Here is an 18429-nt window from a genome sequence, read left to right as displayed (position 1 = left end):
GTGAGGTTTCGTCATGTCGCACGATCCCCAGAGCCCTCAGGACGCCTTGGCGTCGATACGGGCCGCGCGCAGCAGTATCGCGCCATCGATGGCCTACCCCATTGGCTATGATCTGGCCTACGGCGCCGTATGCGGCCTTCTGGTTGCGGGGCAGGGCATGCCTCAGCCATGGTCACTCATTGTCTTGCCCATCGCCCTGGGCGGTCTCGCCGCCATGGTGATGTGGTGGCGCAAGAAGTTCGGCTGGTGGGTCAGCGGCTACTCGCCCAAACGCGCGCGCTGGGTGGCGTTTGGGCTCCTGGCCGTCTTCCTCGGACTGATAGGACTATCCCTGTATGGACGGTTCGCCGGGCCCTGGTGGCTGTTCATGGTGTCGGGGGCGTTGGGCTTCATCGCCGCCATCGTGGGCAGCCGGGTGTGGCTGGCCGTCTGGCGTCGGGAGTTGGCGGAGGCGGTTGAATGAGCGCGCCGCCCATTTTCGACCCTGTCATCCATGCGCCGGGACGGTTGCAGATCTGCGCCCTGCTGTCGGGGATCGACGACGCGGAGTTCGCCATGATCCGCGATCGGCTGGAGGTGTCCGACTCTGTCTTGTCCAAACACCTGAAACAGTTGGAGGAGGCAGGCTATGTCACACTTCGCAAAGCGGCGACGGCGGGCCGTCAGCGGACGTGGATCAGTCTGACGTCGGCAGGCAGGAAGGCGTTCGCCAGCCATGTGCTCGAACTGAACCGACTGGCCGGGATTGCGCTGACCTGAATGGTCAGCCCGCCGAGCCGCTGATCAGGGCGTCGCGTTCCTCGGCCGTGATCATCCGCCACTTGCCCTCGGGCAGGTTGTCCAGCCGGATCGGACCGACGCGGATGCGCAGCAGGTCCGTGACCTCCAGATCCACCATCTCGCACATGCGGCGGATCTGGCGGTTGCGGCCCTCGGTCAGGATGAAGCGCAGGCGGTTCTGCTCCATGCGCGAGACCCTTGCGTATTTCAGCACCCGTCCGTCCAGCATCAGGCCGCGGCGCAGCAGGGCCAGCTTCTTCTCGGTCACGTCGCCGGCGACGCGGACCAGGTACTCCTTGTCCAGGCTCGACTGCGGCCCGATCACGGCCTTGGCGACCACGCCGTCCGACGACAGCATCAGCAGGCCGCGCGAATCCTCGTCCAGCCGGCCGATCGGGGGCAGGGAGGCGTCTTCCGCCGGGACGACGCCTTCACCGACGCGGTTGGCCTCGGTCAGCAGACGCACGGCGGGGATCTTGTCCGGTTCAGGCTGGCCCGAGACATAGCCGATCGGCTTGTGGATCAGAATGGTGACGCCCGCCGCCAGCGCGGCCTCGCCCTTGTCGCTCAGGGTCAGGGTCTGGCCGGGCTCGATCTTGCGGCCGGCGTCGGTGACGACCTCGCCGTCGATGCTGACCAGGCCCTCCGCGATCAGTCCGTCGGCCTCGCGACGAGAGCAGACGCCGCTCTGCCCCAGCCACTTGTTGATGCGGACGGGCTCGGGGCCGTCGTAGGTGCGAGTGAAAGCCATGGCGTCGGTCCTTGAGGATGGCGCTCTGTAGAAGGCCGGGGGGCGGGCAGGCAAGTCGTCCTGCTTGGCCTGATCTAAAAGATTTCATAAGGCGACCCTGAATATCGCTGAGATCAGATGGTCGTGGCCCGTCATTGACCCTGAGCGCAGGGCGTCTATATGTTCAGTCACCCCAACGAACTGATCTAGATCGCGTTCGGCCGCGCCGTGACGCGTCGATTCTCGTTTTCAGTTCCACCGTCGGGGCTTTTCGCCTGATCCATTCTGAACGGGCGACTGAATATTGAACGACAACCTTTGAAGGAGACGTCTTGTCCGCTCAACGCAACACCTCGACCGCTGCTCGCCCCCGTCAGGGCTTCAACCGCCCCGCCCCCGTGCGTCTGCGCATGGCTCTGATCATGCGCAAGGACATGGATTTCGGCCCGCTGGGCGACATGGAGACGGCGCTGCGCTTTGACGGCGTGTCCCTGGCGCCGATCTCGACCGGCGACGCCAGTCTGGTCAGCGGCGGCGTGACCGTTCTGGCCACCGCCACGGCGCACGACATCACCAGCGGACGGGTAAAGGGCGTGGTCGTGCCGGGCGGCGAGGCGGACGAGGCGGGCGTGGCTCAGGTCAAGGCGCTGCTCGGTCTGGCCAAGGCGCAGGGCATGCCGGTGCTGGCCTTTGCTGAGGGCGTGGCCCTGGCGGCTGAAGCCTTCGGCGTGGCGGCGGATGCGCCGGGCGCCGTCTTCCAGGGCGGCAAGGTCGCGCTGATCAACGAGCGCGCCGAACTGTCGGCGGTGGTCGCGACGATTTCCTGATCGCGCGCCTGACTAGGTTCGTCTGAACAGAAGGCTGATGTTGTTGGCGGGCATTTCCGTCCGCAGCGTCAGCGTCAGGCCATGCGATCGGGCCAGAGCGACGACCTCGTCCCGGTCACGCAGGCCCCAGGCTGGATCGCGGGCCTTCAGATTGGCGTCAAACGCCTCGTTCGACGGCGCCAGCGGGATCTCGGCCTCGTGATAGGCCCCATAGAGATACAGCAGGCCGCCGGGACGGGGCAGGGCGCGCTCCGCCAGCTTCATCAAGCCTTCGGTCGCCGCCCATGGACTGATGTGGATCATGTTGATGCACAGGACCGCGTCGAACTGACCCTCGGGCCAACTCGTTGGGTCCATGCAGTCCAGCGCCAGCGGCGTTTGCAGGTTTGGGGCCCCCGCCTGAGCGGCCCAGGCGGCGATGCTGGCGCGGGCGTCCGCGCTGGGATCGCTGGGTGTCCATTCCAGGCCGGGCAGGGCGCTGGAAAAGGTCAAGGCGTGCTGGCCGGACCCGGCGGCGATCTCGAGCACGCGTCCGCTTTTGGGCAGATGGGCGCGCAGGATCTGCAGGATGGGCTCGGCGTTGCGAACCGAGGCTGGCGAGGCCAGCGCGCCGTCGGGCAGGGCGGTCAGGGTGTCCATGGTTCGCATCGGTCCGTGATATCGCCGCTAGTCGTCTGTCGCGACCGGAAAACTTGCTGCGACGCAGCAAATTTATTCCGACAAGAGTGAATTGCAGCAACGGTTGACCTTACGTCGTCTCCGGTGGCATTGCGCCCTGTAACAGGGCGTGATCGGCGCCCGACTCGTCACGACGGCGTCAGATCGTCGGGCGGCACGGTTCAGGAGACCATTACTGTGACTGCAGACGTATCGATTCCCGGACTCTATCCGGCGCCCACCGCCCACAAGGGCCTGATCGCCTGGGTCGAGCAGATTGCGGCCCTGACCAAGCCGGACCGGGTGCATTGGTGCGATGGATCCGAGGCCGAAAAATCGGCCATCATTGCCGACCTGATCGGCAAGGGCACGCTGAAGGAACTGGATCAGTCCAAGCGCCCCGGCTGCTACTACGCCGCCTCGGACCCCAAGGACGTGGCCCGCGTCGAGAGCCGCACCTTCATCTGCTCGGAAGACGAGGCCGACGCCGGTCCGACCAACAACTGGTCCGATCCGATCGAGATGCGCGATCGCCTGGACGGCCTGTTCGACGGCTGCATGAAGGGCCGCACCATGTATGTGGTGCCGTTCTGCATGGGCCCGCTGGGCTCCAAGATCTCCGCTCTGGGCGTCGAGATCACCGACAGCGGCTATGTCGCCGTGTCGATGGGCGTTATGACCCGCATGGGCAAGGGCGCGCTGGACATGCTGGGCGCCGACGGCGTCTTTGTTCCCGCTGTTCACACCCTGGGCGCGCCGCTGGCTGAAGGTCAAGCCGACGTGCCGTGGCCCTGCAACGACGACAAGTGGATCGTCCACTTCCCCGAAACGCGCGAAATCTGGTCCTACGGCTCGGGCTACGGCGGCAACGCCCTGCTGGGCAAGAAGTGCTACGCCCTGCGCATCGCCTCGATCATGGCCCGCGACGAGGGCTGGCTGGCCGAGCACATGCTGATCCTCAAGCTGACCAGCCCCGAGGGCGTGTCCAAATACGTGGCCGCCGCCTTCCCGAGCGCCTGCGGCAAGACCAACCTGGCCATGCTGCAACCGGCGCTGGACGGCTGGAAGGCCGAGACGGTCGGCGACGACATCGCCTGGATGCGCTTCGGCGACGACGGCCGCCTCTATGCCGTGAACCCGGAAGCGGGCTTCTTCGGCGTGGCGCCCGGCACCAGCCGCAACACCAACCACAACGCGCTCGAGACCCTGGCGAAGAACACCATCTTCACCAACGTCGCCCTGACCGCTGACGGCGACGTCTGGTGGGAAGGCCTGACCAAGGAAGCGCCCGCAGGCCTGACCAACTGGAAGGGTCAGCCGCACGATCCGGCGTCCGGTGAGCCCGCCGCTCACCCCAACGCCCGCTTTGCAGCGCCCGCCGGCCAGTGCCCGGCCATCGCGCCCGAGTGGGAAGACCCGGCGGGCGTGCCGATCGACGCCATCCTGTTCGGCGGCCGCCGCGCCTCGGCCGTGCCGCTGGTGACGGAAGCCTTCGACTGGGAGCACGGCGTCTTCATGGGCTCGACCGTGGCCTCGGAAGGCACCGCCGCCGCCGAGAACAAGGTCGGCGAACTGCGCCGCGATCCCTTCGCCATGCTGCCCTTCTGCGGCTACAACATGGGCGACTACTTCGGCCACTGGCTGAAGATGGGCGAGAAGGCGGATGCGTCCAAGCTGCCGCGTCTCTTCTTCGTCAACTGGTTCCGCAAGAACGAGGACGGCAAGTTCGTCTGGCCGGGCTTCGGCGACAACGCCCGCGTTCTGAAGTGGATCGTCGAGCGTCTGGACGGCAAGGCCGAGGCCGTGGACACCCCGGTCGGCCGTCTGCCGACCAAGGCGGCGCTGGACCTGTCGAGCCTGAGCCTGTCGGACGCCGACCTGAAGATCCTGTTGGACGTCGACGCCGACGTCTGGACCGAGGAAGCGGCCCTGATCCCCGCCTTCTACGAGAAGTTCGGCGATCGCCTGCCCAAGGCTCTGTGGGGCCAGCACGCGGCCCTGACCAAGCGTCTGGAAGAGGCCCGCGCCGCCAAGCTCGCGGCCGAGTAAGACAAAAGCCGGGTTGAAATCGGGGCGCGGGAGGTCGAAGGACAGCTCGTGCCCCTTTTCAATTCTCAAGACATCCTGGTGGTCGGCGCGGGCGTTCTGGGCCTGTGCACGGCGGCGGAACTGGTCCGGCGCGGCCATGCGGTGACGGTGGTCGATCCCGGCGGGCTGAACGCCTCGGGTGTCGCGGCGGGGATGATCGCCCCGGCGATGGAAAGCGCCGTCGATGACCTGAGCCCCGAGCACGCCGCCCTGCTGCGCCGCGCCCGCGACGCCTGGGCGGATTTCGCGGCGGCGACCAGTGTTCGGCTGGACCGCGATCTGGCCGAATGGCGGGGCGGGAACGTCGAGGTGTTGGCCGGACGATTGGCGGCCTTGGGCTTTGAACACGCCTACGACCGCATGGCCGGGCGACTGACGACAAACGAAGACTGGAAGATCGAACCGGCTCAGGCCCTGGCGGCGCTGACGCAGGGTGTTCGGAGGCTGGAAGGCCGCGCGACGTCATTGTCGTGGTCAGACGGGCGTTGGCGCGTCAAGACGACGGCGGGGCTGGTCGAGGCGGATCAGGTCGTGCTGGCGACGGGGGTGGGGACGGCGCCGGGCGGCCTGCCTGAAACCGTCGCGCGTCTGCTGGGCCTGATCGCTCCCATTCGGGGGCAGATCGGTCTGGTGAGCGAGCGGCTGCTCGACCACGTCGTGCGCGGTCCCGGCGCCTATGTCGCGCCGATGGGCCAAGGCTGCGTGATCGGCGCGACGATGGAGGCGGGCGAGCGGTCGCTGACGCCGGATCCCGAACGCTGCGCCCAGATGTTGGAAGCCGCCTGGCGCGTGCTGGGCCAGACGCCGCGTGCGCTGGAGATTGAATGGCGCGCGGGCGTGCGAGGCGCGACGCCGGACGGCCTGCCGATGGCGGGGGCGGTCGAGGACAGGCTGCATCTGGCGGTCGGGCCGCGCCGCAACGGCTGGCTGTTGGGGCCCCTGGTCGCCGGCGTGGTGGCGGACGAAGTCGAGGGCCGGTCCTCGAAAGAACCGACCCTCGTCCCCCGTCGCTTCATCTAGCCTTCGAGGGCAGTCCTACTCGGGCAGGTTGAAGCGAATGGCCATGCTGACGCGGGCGCCGTCGACGGCTTGACCGTCCACGGTGCGCGGGCTGAGCCGGAAGTAGCGGGTCAGGCCCATGGCGGCGCGTCCGAAGCCCTGATTGCCGGGCGTCTCGGATGTCACCGAACAGCCGGTCAGGCTCCCGTCGACCCTCACCAGACAGGACAGGTTGGCGACGCCGTTGACGCCCCGTGCTTCGGCCGCTGACGGATAGGCTCGCATCATCTGTTCCGCCGTCGGTTTGCGCACCCAGTCGGGGTTGGTGATGACCGGCGGCGATCGGACCGGTTCGGCCGCAACCGCGGTTCCGGTGGATGGCTCGTCGGCGGGCGCGGTCAGGTTGATGACCGGGCCGGCGTCCAGCGAGGTGACCGGGGCGATGGGAACCGCCAGAGGCGGCACCTTCGACGGAATGACGTTTTCCGCCCTATGGATCGGCGGCGTCGGCGCCGGCGGGACCTTGGGCGCGACCAGAGGTTCCGGCGGCTTGGGCATGGGCAGGATGTCGATGACGGTGGTCGGCCCGTCCTCGACCGCCGGGATATCCGCCAACTCGAACCGTTGATTGTAGAGCCACGCCCCGGCGCCGATGTGGACCAGGGCGGACACCCCGATCGCCGCCCACATCCAGCGCGGCATCGGCTTTTTGCGTTCGGCAAAGTCTATCGGGCTCACCAGTCCGGGGCCGCCCGCGGTTCTGATCATCATGGCCTTCAACGCCTCCTGTCGCAGGCCCTCCCCAGCGCCCACGGAACAATGGTCGCGCTCGGCTTGCGGCTTTATTGCGGCGCTTGGGCGGTTAGGTTTTCGTTAACCTTAGTTAGCGACCGTCAACCATATGAGCGTAGGAGCGATTCCATCATCTGGCGGGGTTGAAGCGGCCATCCGGCGTGCGTCCAGCACGACCGGCGTGGACTTCGATTTCCTGATGAAGACGGCGCGCCGCGAAAGCGCGATGAACCCGTCCGCGCGGGCTCCGACCTCCTCGGCCTCGGGTCTGTTCCAGTTCATCGAGCAGACCTGGCTGGCCACTGTGAAGCAGCACGGCGCCAAGCACGGTTACGGTCAGTACGCCGACCTGATCCATCGCGGCGATGACGGGCGCTGGCGGGTGCAGGGCTCGGCCCGCAACGTGGTGCTGGACCTGCGGTTCGACCCTCAGGCCGCCTCGACCATGGCGGCGGAGCTGACGGCCTCCAACGCCGCCTATCTGCGCGGCCGCACGGGACAGGAGCCCGGCGCGGGCGATCTCTACGCCGCCCACTTTCTCGGCCCGGCGGGCGCCGCCAAGCTGATGGAGGCCATGCAGGCGCGACCGGGCGCCAGCGCCGCGTCCTTGTTCCCCGAAGCGGCGTCGGCCAATCGTTCGATCTTCTATCGCAACGGCCGCCACGCCACGGTTGCCGAGGTTCACGCCAACCTGCAACGCACGGCGGGCGAGGGCGCTCCGGCGGCGGGCGTGGGCTCGGCGCTGAAGAGCGCCATGCCGGACCTGAGCGAAAAGGACCGCATGCTGGCCGCGCGCCTGGATCGTCTGAAGCAGGACCAGAGCCTGTTGGCCTTGCTGCTGGGACAGGACGGTCAGGGCGGCAAGAGCAGCGGCTTCGGCGGGGCCTTCGCGCCGCCCTCGGAGACGGCGGCGTAAAAGAACGTGGTTTCGCCTCATTCCTAATAAGGCGTTAACTATGTAACGCTAAGCGTGACGATTGATTCTTCGCCCGTCGCCTAGCTTACGAGCTCCCGCATGACCGCCTACCGCGCCCGACTGACGGAAAGCGATATCCGGCGCCTGATCAAATCGGATGCCGAAGACGACCGCGCCGCGGCGGCGCACAAGCTATGCCGCAGCATCGACCGGATGCAGATGGACGACGCCGATCGGGCGGCGGCTCAAAAAATTCTGGGCGTTCTGGCCAATGACGCCGCCGAACTGGTTCGTCGCGCCATGGCCGTCACGCTCAAGGCGTCGGACCTGATGCCGCGCGAGGTGGCGCGCCGCCTCGCCGCCGATGCAGACAGCGTGGCCCTGCCCATCATCGCCAGTTCGCCGGCGTTCACCGACGACGACCTGATCGAGATCATTCGCGCCGGCTCGGTCGTGCGCCAGAACGCTGTCGCCTCTCGCGGGCGCGTGCCGCGCGACGTGGCCACGGTCCTGGCGGCCGAGGGTTGCCGCTCGGCGGTGCAGATTCTGGCTTCGAACGATAACGCCGACCTTTCCGAGGCCGCCCTGGGCGTCGTCATTGACCGCTTCGGTCAGGCGTCCGAGGTCGTGTCCGCCATCGCCTACCGTCAGGTTCTGCCCCTGTCCGTGACGGAACGCCTGGTGGCCCTGGCCAGCGACGCCGTGCGCGAGCATCTGGTGACGCGCCACGCCGTGGCCCCTGAAACCGCCATCCAGTTCGCCCAGTTCACGCGCGAACGGGCGACGGTCGATCTGGTCGATCAGGCGCGAGTCAGCAACGACCTGCCGGCCTTCGTCGCCGGGCTGAACGCGCGCAAGGTTCTGAACGCCTCCCTGCTGCTGCGGGCGCTGGCTCGCGGACAGATGGCCCTGTTCGAGCACGCCTTGGCCGAGTTGGCGGGCACGCCGCATCATCGCGCCTGGCTGATGGTGCACGACGCCGGGCCGTTGGGGCTCAAGGCCATCTATGACCGGGCTGGCCTGCCGCCGCGTCTGTTCCAGGCCTTCCGCGCCGGGGTCGACACCTGGCGCGCCCTGCAGGCTGAGGGCGGCGACACCGCCAGCGACGCCTTCCGCCAGCGCATGCTGGAGCGCTTCCTGAGTCAGCGGCCCAACGCCTCGCGCGACGATCTGACCTATCTGATGGAGCGTTTGGATCGTCCGGCGGCGCCGGGAGCGGAAGCGGCGGTCAGCGCGGCCTGATCCAGGCCATCGCCCATGAAAAAAAGGCGCCCCGACATCGGCGGCGCCTTTTCTTGTGGCTGTGAGCGGGCCTCAGGCCAGATGTTCGGCGACGCGGGCTTCCAGGGCTTCGGCCAGGTCGCGGCCCACCGGATGATCGTCCGTCTGGATTTCGTCGCGGACCACGGCGCGGATGGCGTCGACATGGGCGTCCAGAATGGCGACCGGCGCCTGCATCCGCTTGTCCCCGTCGTCCATCATCCGGCACAGGGAGCCGGCGATCCGGGTCACCAGCGGATACTGATAGGTGGCGCCCAGCCCCTTAAGGTCGTGGGCGCGGAAATACAGGGCCTCGGCGGTTTCCGACGTATAGCCCTTGGCGCGGATGTCGGCCTGGGCCTGATCCAGCTTGACGACCTCGTCGTTCAGCCATTGGCCGAACTGGGCCGACATGGCCTTGAGCGCGGCCTCGGCCTTGGCGATGGCGTCGGCGTCGATGCCGCCGAATCCGCCGACCTTGGCGCGCAGCGGGTGGGGCGGGCGAATGACCTGGGGAGGATTGCTCACTTGACGGCTCCTGAACTCTTGGCGGCGAGCCTAGGGGCGGAGGCTTAAAATCCCGTGACGTTTCAGCTGGCGAACTGTTCGGCCATGACGCGCTCCTCGAACGAGCGTCCGGCGTCGAACAGCATGGTCAGGCTGATGTCGCGGCGCTCGCGCACCTCAACCCGCGTGACGCGGCGGACTTCGAAGTTGTCAGCGGTGGCGCTGACCGGGCGCTTGTCGGGCTCCAGCACCTCGAAGCGAACGCGGGCTGTGTGCGACAGCAGGGCGCCGCGCCAGCGCCGGGGGCGGAAGGCGCTGATCGGCGTCAGGGCCAGGCTGGGCGCGTCCAGCGGGATGATCGGGCCGTGCGCGGACAGGTTGTAGGCGGTCGAGCCGGCGGGCGTGGCCACCATGCAGCCGTCGCAGCTCAGTTCCTCCAGCCGCACCTTGTCGTTGATGCTGACGCGCAGCTTGGCGGTCTGACGCGTCTGACGCAGCAGGGAGACCTCGTTGATGGCCAGGCCGCTGTGGACTTCGCCGCTTTCGACCCAGGCGTCCATCTGCAGGGGGTGGATGACGGTCCGGTCGGCGCCGGCCAGGCGCTCCTGCAGGTCGTCCTCCTCATAGTCGTTCATCAGGAAGCCGACCGAGCCCCGGTTCATGCCGTAAACCGGCGTACGGAGCTGCAGGTTGTTGTGCAGGGTCTCCAGCATGAAGCCGTCGCCGCCCAGGGCGATGATGACGTCGGCCTCGGCCACCGGAACCGAGCCGTAGCGTTCGCTCAGCCGTTCGCGCGCCGCCTCGGCTTCGGGGCGGTCGCTGGCGACGAAGGTCAGGGCGAGGGGAGCGGTCTTGTTCACAGTGCTAGGCAAGCGGAGCAGGGGGCCCGTGTCAAACGGAAGCGCCGCCCAGTTCCGCCATCAGCAGGCGGAATTCGTAGGCGGCCTGATCCGCCGAGCGGTCCGCCAGCCGCCAGGCCGAGGCATCGGGATCACGCGGGAAGCCTCCGTTCAGCTTGCGGATTTCGGTCAGAAGCGCGGGGAAGGCGGCCCGGTCCAGTCCCACCGCGATGCAGGCCAGGAAGAGCGGGCGGGCCGTGTCGCCGGCCAGGGCCCGACGGATCTGGGCGATCTCGAAGCGCCCCAGCACGGCCAGGCCGTGAGCAAAGACTCCCAGCTTTTCCTCACGCAGGGCCCGGATCAGATAGGCGGGGCGCAACTGACCGGCCGCGTGCAGCTTGGCCACCAGTCTCGGGCGTCCGTTTGGTCGGCGGATGCGGCGTCCCAGGCGACGGCCGTGTCGCGAGCCGTGGCCTGGGCCGTGGTCTGGGCCGCGCTCTGGAGCGCCTCGGTCAGCCGGGCGGGGTCCAGGCTGAAGCGGTCGCCGATCGCCTGACGCAGGGCGTCGCCGACCCACTGGTAAAGGCGCAGCGCCAGGTCTTCATTCAGCGATGGGTGGCGGGTCAACGGCGCGCGCAGGGCGGCCAGCTGGCGGGACCGTTCGACCAGGTCGGCGAAAACGGCGGGATCAATCCGAGCGCTGCGATTGCTGGCCAGGGCGGTCATCACGGCCGGATCGGCCTCCGCGACGATGGCGCGGGCTACGGCGGCGCCGAGATCGGGACGAAGGGCCACCTGAATCTGATGCTCGATCGAGCAATCGGCCAGCAGTTGCAACAGGTCGTCATCGAGCAACAGGGGGCTGCCTGCGATCACCGGACGGGCGATCTCGATCTCGTCGGCGGCCAGCATCCGCACCAGGGCGGCGGGCGCCCAGTCGACCTTGGCCAGCCGCTGCGCCAGAATTTGACGGATCTCGCGTTCGGCCTTTCGGGTCAGGGCGATGAAGATGTCGGCCAGGGCGTCGGGCGCGCCGCCGTGCTCGGCGGCGGATTCATAGAGGCCCGCCACCCCCATCAGCAGGCGATGCTGATCGTCTGGCGACCGAGTCTTGGCCAGATCCAGCAGCTGGCTCAGGCCCGCCAGCGGCACGGCCTGGGAGGGCTTGTCAGGGTCTAGCGGAACGACTGTGGACACTGGCGGCTCCGCGCATCGAAAGACGGCCGCCCGGGCCGCGCGGCATAGTCATCCTGACGGCGTGAAAACAGGGTTAATGAAAACCTTCCGGGGCGAACGCCGGTCGCTTGACGTCGCGCCGGAGCGGCGCGAGGTTCAACCGAACAATGATAAGGGAGGTCGTCATGGCGGACGGATCGGCGTCGTCGCTTAAGTCGCGGGTGTCGGAGGCGGAATGGCAGGCGCGGATCGAACTGGCCGCCCTGTACCGGCTGGTGGCGCTGCACGGGTGGGACGACATGATCTTCACCCACATCTCGGCCCGCGTGCCGGGGCCTGAGCACCACTTTCTGATCAACCCCTACGGCTGGTATTTCGATGAAATTACAGCCTCTTCCCTGGTGAAGGTCGATCTGGACGGCAATATCGTCCAGGAGACGACCAGCTTCATCAATCCGGCCGGCTTCACTATTCACTCGGCGGTCCACGCGGCGCGCGAAGACGCCAAGTTCGTCATCCACCTGCACACGGTGAGCGGCGTCGGGGTGGCGGCGCAGAAGGACGGCCTGCTGCCGATCAGTCAGAACGCCTGCCTGCTGCAGCATCAGGTGGCCTATCACGGCTACGAAGGTCTGGCGCTGAACCATGACGAGCGCGAGCGGCTGGTGGCGGATATGGGCGACAAGCCGCTGATGCTGCTGCGCAACCACGGCACCCTGGCGGTCGGCGAGACGGCGGCCCAGGCCTGGGTGGGGATCTTTTTCCTTGAGCGGGCCTGCGCCCAGCAGGTGGCGGCCCTGTCGGGCGGACGTGAGCAGGTGCTGATCGCTCCGGATGCGGCGCAGGCCGAGACCAAGGATCAGGGGCGAGGCATCGGCTTTGTTTCTTCCCTCGCCTGGCCGGGCGCCCTGCGTCAGCTGGAACGAAAATCGCCGGGCTACGACGTGTGAAGGCGGTCGGGGGGCTGCTGATCGGGTTGGCGACGGCGGGGGCGTCGTCGTCGGCCTTGGCGGGAAGCTGGGCTCTGCCGAAGGGGCAGGGGCAGACCATCCTGAAGTACGAGGAAATGCGCGCCGATCGAGGCTTTGTCCCCGGCGGCACGGTCCGGCTGCCGGTCGAGCGCGAGGATCGTTCGGCGTCGCTGCTGGTCGAGTATGGCCTGACCGAGCGGTTGACCCTGCAGGTCAAGGGCGAGTGGCAGCAAGGACAGGACGCCTTTGTCCGATATGACGGGCGTGGGCCGGTCGAGATCGGCGCGCGGTGGCAGGCCTACCGTGACGACGACAAGGTTGTGGCCGTCTATGCCGGCTATGCCCAGGGCGGGGCTGGACGGAACGCCGGCTATGCGGCGCCGGGTGCGGGCGACAGCGACTGGGAGCTGCGGGGGCTGGTCGGGCGCTCGTGGGATTCCGATGGTCGCCGCTGGGCGCCTCGGCGCGGCTTCGCAGAGGCGCAGGTGGCGCGACGCTGGCGTCAAGGCTTGCCTGACGAGGTTCGGGTCGATCTGACGGCGGGGGCGCATCTCAATGAGGACTGGATGCTGATGGCGCAGGGGTTCGGCGGCGCGACAGATGGCGAGGGCGCGCGCTGGCTGTCCGTCGAGGTCTCCGCCGTTCGTCACTTCGGAGCCTGGAGCCTTCAGGGCGGATGGCGACAAGCTGTTGCGGGGCGGGAAACGCCCGTCGCGAGAGGTCCGATCATCAGTGTTTGGCGTCGCTTCTGACGCAATTTGCCGCGACGGAAACCAAACCCCTCCACGTTACAGATACTTTATTTGCGTAACGGCCATGACCCGCTAAGCGGGACCGCTTGTTGTCGGGGAGACTGCGTCGCGTGTTCAAACGCCATTTTTTCATCATCGCGGCGGCCTGTCTGGTGGGGCTCATGGTCCTGGCGGCGGTGCTGAAGATCACCCTCGCTGACGACAACAAGAGCGGCGCGGGCGGTCCCGGTCGCGGCGGTCCCGGCGGCGGACGCGGTCAGGCGGTGGCCGAAGCCGTCGCGACCCCGCGTGAGTTCGCCGACCAGATCCGGGTTCTTGGCGTTGCCCGCAGCAAGCGTTCGGTCAACATCACCTCCAACACGACCGAGCTGATCACGCGCGTCATGTTCACCGACGGCCAGCGGGTCGCGGCGGGCGCGCCCCTGGTGGAGCTCCAGGCGCGCGAGGAAGACGCCGACCTGATCCAGGCTCGGGCCCAGCTGGCCCAGGCCCAGCGCGAATACGACCGCTTCAAGGTTCTGGCCGAGCGCGGCGTGGCCCCGCGCGTGACCGCCGAGCAGGCCGAAACCGCCCTGCAGAGCGCCCGCGCCGCCGTCGCGGCGTCGGAAGCCCGTCGCGGCGACCGCGTGCTGCGCGCGCCCTTCGCCGGCGTTCTGGGTTTGACGACGGTGACGCCGGGGACCCTGATCTCGCCCGGATCGGTCATCACCACCCTGGACGACACCAGCGCCATCCGCGTCGATTTCCCCCTGCCGGAACGCTATCTGGGCGTGCTTCAGGTCGGCACTCCTCTGATCGCCACGGCCGACGCCTATGCCGGCGAGAGCTTCAGCGGCCGCATCGCCCTGCTGGACACGCGTGTCAATGAGCAGACCCGCGCTGTCATCGCCCGCGCGGAGTTCGCCAACCCGGGCGCCCGCATCCGTCCCGGCATGATGATGCGCGTGGCCGTGCAGCAGGGCCGCCGTCAAAGTCTATCGGTGCCCGAGGCCGCCGTGCAGTACGAAGGCCAGGGCGCCTTCGTCTATCGCATCGCGCGGGGCGAAAAGGGCACGACCGCCCAGCGTGTCGAGGTGCAGACCGGCGCCGTCGAGGGCGGCTTTGTCGAGATCCTGTCGGGTCTGGACAACAATGACCGCGTGGTGGCTTCGGGTCTGAACCGCATCCAGCCGGGCGCGCCCGTCACGGTCGGCGGGGGCGGCGACAAGAAGGGCGGCGCGCGCGCAGCTCAGGCGGCGCGCTGATGATGCTGTCTGATGTCTCGGTCCGGCGCCCCGTCTTCGCGGCGGTGGCGGCCATCGTTCTGTGCGTCATCGGCCTGGCGGCCTTCTTCTTCCTGCCGGTGCGGGAACTGCCGGACGTCGATCCGCCCATCGTGTCGGTCAGCACCAGTTACGCGGGCGCCTCGGCCGAGGTGATCGAAAGCCGGATCACCGAGCCGATCGAGCAACAGATCGCCGGCATCCAGGGCGTCGAGCGCATCAATTCGACCAGCCGCGACGGCCGCTCGAACGTCAACATCGAGTTCTCGCTGGACCGCAACATCGACGACGCCGCCAACGACGTGCGCGACCGCGTCTCGCGCGTCCAGGGGCGTCTGCCGGATCAGGCCGACCCGCCGGAAGTGGCCAAGGCCGACTCCGACAGCCAGCCGATCATGATCATGTTCCTGCGCTCCACGACGATGAACCGTCTGGAGCTGACGGACTACGCCGACCGCTATCTGGTGGACCGCTTCGCCACCGTGCCGGGCGTGGCCCAGGTCAACATCTTCGGCGAGCAGCGCTACGCCATGCGCATCTGGCTGGACGCCGCCGCCATGGCCGCGCGCGGCCTGACCGTCGCTGACGTCGAAACCGCCCTGACCAATCAGAACGTCGAACTGCCCGCCGGTTCGCTGGAGTCGACCCAGAAGGACTACACCGTCCGCGTGGCCCGCACCTATGCGCGGCCCGCCGACTTCGCCCAGTTGCCGATCGGCACGCGCGGCTCGGCCTCGACGGCCACCGGCGCCCAGGCGTCCGGCACGCTCGGCGCGGCGTCCGCCGCCATGACCAATGGCGTGACCGGCGCCCTGCTGGGCAATGCGGCCTATGTTACGCGTCTGGGCGACATCGCCCGGATCGAAGAGGCCCCCGCCGAGGCGCGTCGCCTGTTCCGCGGCAACGGCATCGACCAGATCGGTCTGGCGGTCACCCGTCAGGCCCAGTCCAACGACCTGCAGATCTCGGACGGCGCGCGCGCCTTGATGGAGCAGATCAAGCCGACCCTGCCGCCCGGCACCACGCTTGAAGTCGGGTCCGACAACTCGGTCTTCACCTCGCACGCCATTGACGAGGTCTGGATCACCATCGGCATCTCGATGGCCCTGGTGGCCCTGGTCAACTTCATCTTTCTGGGCAGCCTGCGCGCCGCGATCATCCCGTCGGTGGTGGCGCCCATTTGCTTGCTGGCGACCTTCATCGTCCTGGCGCCCCTGGGCTTCTCGCTGAACCTTCTGACCTTGCTGGCTCTGGTGTTGGCCATCGGCCTGGTGGTCGATGACGCCATCGTCGTGGTCGAAAACATCCAGCGCCGTCTGGACCACGGCGAGCCGCCGCTGGTGGCCGCCGAGCGCGGCGCGCGTCAGGTCTTCTTCGCTGTCGTGGCGACGACCGTGGTGCTGCTGTCGGTGTTTGCGCCCCTGTTGTTCCTGCCGGGCTACGTCGGTCGTCTGTTCGTTGAACTGGCGGCGGCCATCGCCGCGGCCGTGGCCTTCTCGGCCTTCCTGGCGCTGAGCCTGTCGCCGATGCTGGCGTCCAAGATCCTGAAGCCGGCCCAGACCGGCGGCTGGCTGGCCCGTCGCGTCGACCGGGCCATGGAGGCGCTGAAGCACTCCTACGCCAACTCGCTGAACGCCCTGCTGGGCCGCCGCGCCGCAGTGGGCGGGGTCATCGGCCTGATCGTTCTGGTGGCGGCGGGCGCGGGCGGCATCTTCCTGGTCCTGCCCAACGAACTGGTGCCGAACGAGGATCGCGGCCGCGTCCAGATCCGGGTGCAGGGGCCCGAAGGCGCAGGCTTCGACTACACCCGCAAGATCATGCTGGGGCTGGAGCCGATCCTGGCCGAGTACCGCGACAGCGGCGAAGCCGCCAACTACCTGATCTCGTCGCCCGGTTTTGGCGGCGGCAGCTACAACTCTGGAAACGGGGTTCTGAACCTGGCCGACTGGTCCCAGCGTTCCCGTTCGGCTGACGAGATCGCCCAGGAGCTGAACGGCAAGCTGCGTGGCCAAACGGACGCCCAGGTCAACGCCTCGACCCCCGGCGCCTTCCAGCGCGGCGGCGGCAACTCCAACTCGGTCGAGATGATTGTGACGGGCGCCGAATACGGCCCGATCTACGACTGGCTGCAGCCCATCCTGGCCGCGGCGCAGGAAAACCCCGGCCTCTCGCGACCGCGCCTGAACTATGAGCCGAACGCGCCGCGTCTGCTGGTCGACGTCGATCCGCAGAAGGCCGCCGCCCTGGGCGTCTCGTCGCAGCAGATCGGCCGCGCGCTGGAAACCATGTTCGGCTCGCGCCGCGCCACCACCTACATCAAGGGTGGTCAGGAGTACGACGTCATCCTGCAGACCGACCGCGACAACCGGCGAGGCGTGACCGATCTGGAGGCCCTTTACGTCTCCACCGGTGCGGGCCAGCTGGTGCCCCTGTCGGCGGTGGTCACCACCAAGACGTCCGGCGACACGCCCGATCGCCGACGTCTGGATCGCCAGCGCGCCATCACTCTTTCGGCCGATCTGAACCCCGGCACCACCATCGACGACGCGGTCGCCTTCCTGAACGCCGAAGTGGCCAAGCAGCCGCAGGGCGCCGTCACGATCCGTTGGGGCGGCGCGGCCCGCGATCAGCAGGAGGCGGGCAGCGCCGTGGGCTGGGCCTTCGGTCTGGCCTTGCTGCTGGTCTTCCTGGTTCTGGCGGCTCAGTTCGAGAGCTGGATCACCCCCGCGGTCATCATGCTGACCGTGCCTCTGGCGGCGGCGGGCGGTCTGTTCGGCCTGTTGATGGCGGGCTCCAGCCTGAACATCTACAGCCAGATCGGCCTGATCATCCTGATCGGGGTGGCGGCCAAGAACGGCATCCTGATCGTTGAGTTCGCCAACCAGCTGCGCGATCAGGGGCGGAGCATCCGTGAGGCTATTATCGAGTCCTCCAGCTTGCGCCTGCGCCCGATCATCATGACCTCGATCGCCACCGCCTTCGGCGCCCTGCCGCTGGTGCTTTGGCAAGGCGCGGGCGCGGGCAGCCGTCAGACCATCGGCGTGGTCATCTTCACGGGGGCGATCTTCGCCACCATCCTGACCTTGTTCGTGGTGCCGGTGATCTACGGCGTCCTGGCGCGCTTCACCAAGTCGCCGGAATACACCGCTCGCAAGATCGAAGAATGGGAAGCCCAGGAGATCGCCGAGGGCAAGACGCCGGACATGACGCCGGGCTGATCCGCCCGGCGTCCAATGCTCAGGAAGCGGGGGCCGTCGCGGCAGCGGCGGGCTTCGCCGTTTCCGGGGCATAGCCGGTCTCGACCTTCAGGAAGGCGATGACGTCGCGGCGGTCCGTGGCGTCGCGCAGGCCAGCGAAGGTCATCTTGTTGCCGGGCAGGAAGGTCTTGGGGTTCTCCAGCCAGTGATCCAGCTTGTCGGCGTCCCAGGCGAAGCCCGCCGTGCGCAGGGCGTGCGAGTAGCCGTACTTGTCCAGCGCGCCAGCCTGGCGGCCGAAGACGCCGTAAAGGTTCGGCCCCGCCATGTTCGGGCCGCCCGGCGTGATGGTGTGGCAGGAGCGGCAGCGGGCGAAGGCGCGGCGGCCGTTCTCGAGATCGCCGGCATTGTAGGGCGCGGGCAGGGCGGCCAGCATGGCGACCTTCTCCGCCTCGGTCGGCGCGGGCGGCGGCGGAGCCTTGGGCGTCGCATCGGCGGCGGGCGCGGCGTTGTCGCCGCAGGCGGCCAGGGCCAGAGAAGCGGTCAGGGCGGAGGCGAAGATTAGGGCGGTGCGCATGGCGAACTCCATAGGCCAGACCTCCTTGATAGCCGATGGGCGATTGGTCGCAACGGCGCCGGTTATCGTTACTGGACGCGAACGGTTCGCAGCTGATAATCA

Annotated in this window: 19 protein-coding genes; 11 read left to right on the top strand and 8 right to left on the bottom strand. The window is 68.2% G+C overall.

Annotated elements, in window-relative coordinates; translation table 11 throughout:
• Positions 1-88: 88 nt before the first annotated feature.
• Together ACI2KI_RS05065 and ACI2KI_RS05060 are read left to right on the top strand one after the other, a co-directional pair.
• The gene (locus ACI2KI_RS05065) at positions 89-463 is read left to right on the top strand and encodes a hypothetical protein (RefSeq protein WP_404618286.1); all 375 of its coding nucleotides are present in this window, start codon (positions 89-91) and stop codon (positions 461-463) included.
• The gene (locus tag ACI2KI_RS05060) at positions 460-759 is read left to right on the top strand and encodes a transcriptional regulator (RefSeq protein ID WP_404618284.1); all 300 of its coding nucleotides are present in this window, start codon (positions 460-462) and stop codon (positions 757-759) included. Before ACI2KI_RS05065 ends, ACI2KI_RS05060 begins: the two co-directional genes overlap by 4 nt.
• Before the next feature lie 4 nt (positions 760-763).
• Here ACI2KI_RS05060 and ACI2KI_RS05055 read toward each other — a convergent pair whose 3' ends face one another.
• Positions 764-1531: a pseudouridine synthase gene (locus tag ACI2KI_RS05055; RefSeq protein WP_404618282.1), complete on the bottom strand. Its 768-nt coding sequence runs from the start codon at positions 1529-1531 to the stop codon at positions 764-766.
• A gap of 311 nt (positions 1532-1842) precedes the next feature.
• Here ACI2KI_RS05055 and ACI2KI_RS05050 point away from each other — a divergent pair, with 311 nt between their 5' ends.
• Complete coding sequence (locus ACI2KI_RS05050) at positions 1843-2337, top strand: hypothetical protein (protein ID WP_404618280.1); 495 nt, start codon at positions 1843-1845, stop codon at positions 2335-2337.
• A gap of 12 nt (positions 2338-2349) precedes the next feature.
• Here ACI2KI_RS05050 and ACI2KI_RS05045 read toward each other — a convergent pair whose 3' ends face one another.
• The gene (locus ACI2KI_RS05045) at positions 2350-2976 is read right to left on the bottom strand and encodes a DUF938 domain-containing protein (protein WP_404618278.1); all 627 of its coding nucleotides are present in this window, start codon (positions 2974-2976) and stop codon (positions 2350-2352) included.
• A gap of 216 nt (positions 2977-3192) precedes the next feature.
• Between ACI2KI_RS05045 and ACI2KI_RS05040 the strand changes: the two genes are divergently transcribed.
• Both ACI2KI_RS05040 and ACI2KI_RS05035 read left to right on the top strand, forming a co-directional pair.
• Complete coding sequence (locus tag ACI2KI_RS05040) at positions 3193-5043, top strand: phosphoenolpyruvate carboxykinase (GTP) (RefSeq protein WP_404618276.1); 1851 nt, start codon at positions 3193-3195, stop codon at positions 5041-5043.
• A 48-nt stretch (positions 5044-5091) separates the two neighbouring features.
• Positions 5092-6102 carry an NAD(P)/FAD-dependent oxidoreductase gene (locus ACI2KI_RS05035; protein WP_404618274.1) on the top strand — a complete coding sequence of 337 codons (1011 nt, stop codon included), beginning with the start codon at positions 5092-5094 and terminating at the stop codon, positions 6100-6102.
• A gap of 15 nt (positions 6103-6117) precedes the next feature.
• On the opposite strand, the gene ACI2KI_RS05030 is transcribed toward ACI2KI_RS05035, so the two are convergent.
• Positions 6118-6852 carry a TonB family protein gene (locus ACI2KI_RS05030; protein WP_404618272.1) on the bottom strand — a complete coding sequence of 245 codons (735 nt, stop codon included), beginning with the start codon at positions 6850-6852 and terminating at the stop codon, positions 6118-6120.
• A gap of 130 nt (positions 6853-6982) precedes the next feature.
• On the opposite strand from ACI2KI_RS05030, the gene ACI2KI_RS05025 reads away from it, so the two are divergent.
• Together ACI2KI_RS05025 and ACI2KI_RS05020 are read left to right on the top strand one after the other, a co-directional pair.
• The gene (locus tag ACI2KI_RS05025) at positions 6983-7789 is read left to right on the top strand and encodes a transglycosylase SLT domain-containing protein (protein WP_404618270.1); all 807 of its coding nucleotides are present in this window, start codon (positions 6983-6985) and stop codon (positions 7787-7789) included.
• A gap of 99 nt (positions 7790-7888) precedes the next feature.
• Complete coding sequence (locus tag ACI2KI_RS05020; RefSeq protein WP_312063057.1) at positions 7889-9031, top strand: DUF2336 domain-containing protein; 1143 nt, start codon at positions 7889-7891, stop codon at positions 9029-9031.
• A 72-nt stretch (positions 9032-9103) separates the two neighbouring features.
• Here ACI2KI_RS05020 and ACI2KI_RS05015 read toward each other — a convergent pair whose 3' ends face one another.
• The 4 genes from ACI2KI_RS05015 to ACI2KI_RS05000 form a co-directional block, all read right to left on the bottom strand.
• Positions 9104-9577 (bottom strand): Hpt domain-containing protein, encoded by a 474-nt coding sequence (locus ACI2KI_RS05015; protein WP_404618268.1) that lies wholly within the window; start codon positions 9575-9577, stop codon positions 9104-9106.
• A 62-nt stretch (positions 9578-9639) separates the two neighbouring features.
• Complete coding sequence (locus ACI2KI_RS05010) at positions 9640-10416, bottom strand: NAD kinase (protein ID WP_292083295.1); 777 nt, start codon at positions 10414-10416, stop codon at positions 9640-9642.
• Between the two features lie 31 nt (positions 10417-10447).
• The gene (locus ACI2KI_RS05005) at positions 10448-10801 is read right to left on the bottom strand and encodes a DUF2336 domain-containing protein (protein ID WP_404618265.1); all 354 of its coding nucleotides are present in this window, start codon (positions 10799-10801) and stop codon (positions 10448-10450) included.
• Positions 10756-11592 (bottom strand): DUF2336 domain-containing protein, encoded by an 837-nt coding sequence (locus ACI2KI_RS05000; RefSeq protein ID WP_404618263.1) that lies wholly within the window; start codon positions 11590-11592, stop codon positions 10756-10758. Before ACI2KI_RS05000 ends, ACI2KI_RS05005 begins: the two co-directional genes overlap by 46 nt.
• 164 nt (positions 11593-11756) lie before the next feature.
• Here ACI2KI_RS05000 and ACI2KI_RS04995 point away from each other — a divergent pair, with 164 nt between their 5' ends.
• From ACI2KI_RS04995 to ACI2KI_RS04980, 4 genes are all read left to right on the top strand, one after another.
• A complete protein-coding gene (locus ACI2KI_RS04995; protein WP_404618261.1) occupies positions 11757-12521 on the top strand; it encodes a class II aldolase/adducin family protein in 765 nt (254 codons plus the stop codon).
• On the top strand, positions 12518-13294 hold the full coding sequence (locus ACI2KI_RS04990; protein ID WP_404618259.1) for a hypothetical protein: 777 nt from the start codon (positions 12518-12520) through the stop codon (positions 13292-13294). The genes ACI2KI_RS04995 and ACI2KI_RS04990 overlap by 4 nt, the downstream gene beginning before the upstream one ends.
• A gap of 110 nt (positions 13295-13404) precedes the next feature.
• Complete coding sequence (locus ACI2KI_RS04985; RefSeq protein ID WP_404618257.1) at positions 13405-14538, top strand: efflux RND transporter periplasmic adaptor subunit; 1134 nt, start codon at positions 13405-13407, stop codon at positions 14536-14538.
• A 2-nt stretch (positions 14539-14540) separates the two neighbouring features.
• Complete coding sequence (locus ACI2KI_RS04980; protein ID WP_404618938.1) at positions 14541-17774, top strand: efflux RND transporter permease subunit; 3234 nt, start codon at positions 14541-14543, stop codon at positions 17772-17774.
• A gap of 19 nt (positions 17775-17793) precedes the next feature.
• Here the strand turns inward: ACI2KI_RS04980 and ACI2KI_RS04975 are convergent, their stop codons facing one another.
• Positions 17794-18327, bottom strand: a complete 534-nt coding sequence (locus ACI2KI_RS04975; RefSeq protein WP_404618255.1) for a c-type cytochrome — start codon at positions 18325-18327, stop codon at positions 17794-17796.
• Between the last annotated feature and the right edge of the window lie 102 nt (positions 18328-18429).

Source organism: Brevundimonas sp. NPDC046655 (assembly GCF_044901625.1).
In the GTDB taxonomy this organism is placed as follows: Bacteria; Pseudomonadota; Alphaproteobacteria; order Caulobacterales; family Caulobacteraceae; genus Brevundimonas.
This window is presented reverse-complemented; position numbering and strand designations above follow the sequence as displayed.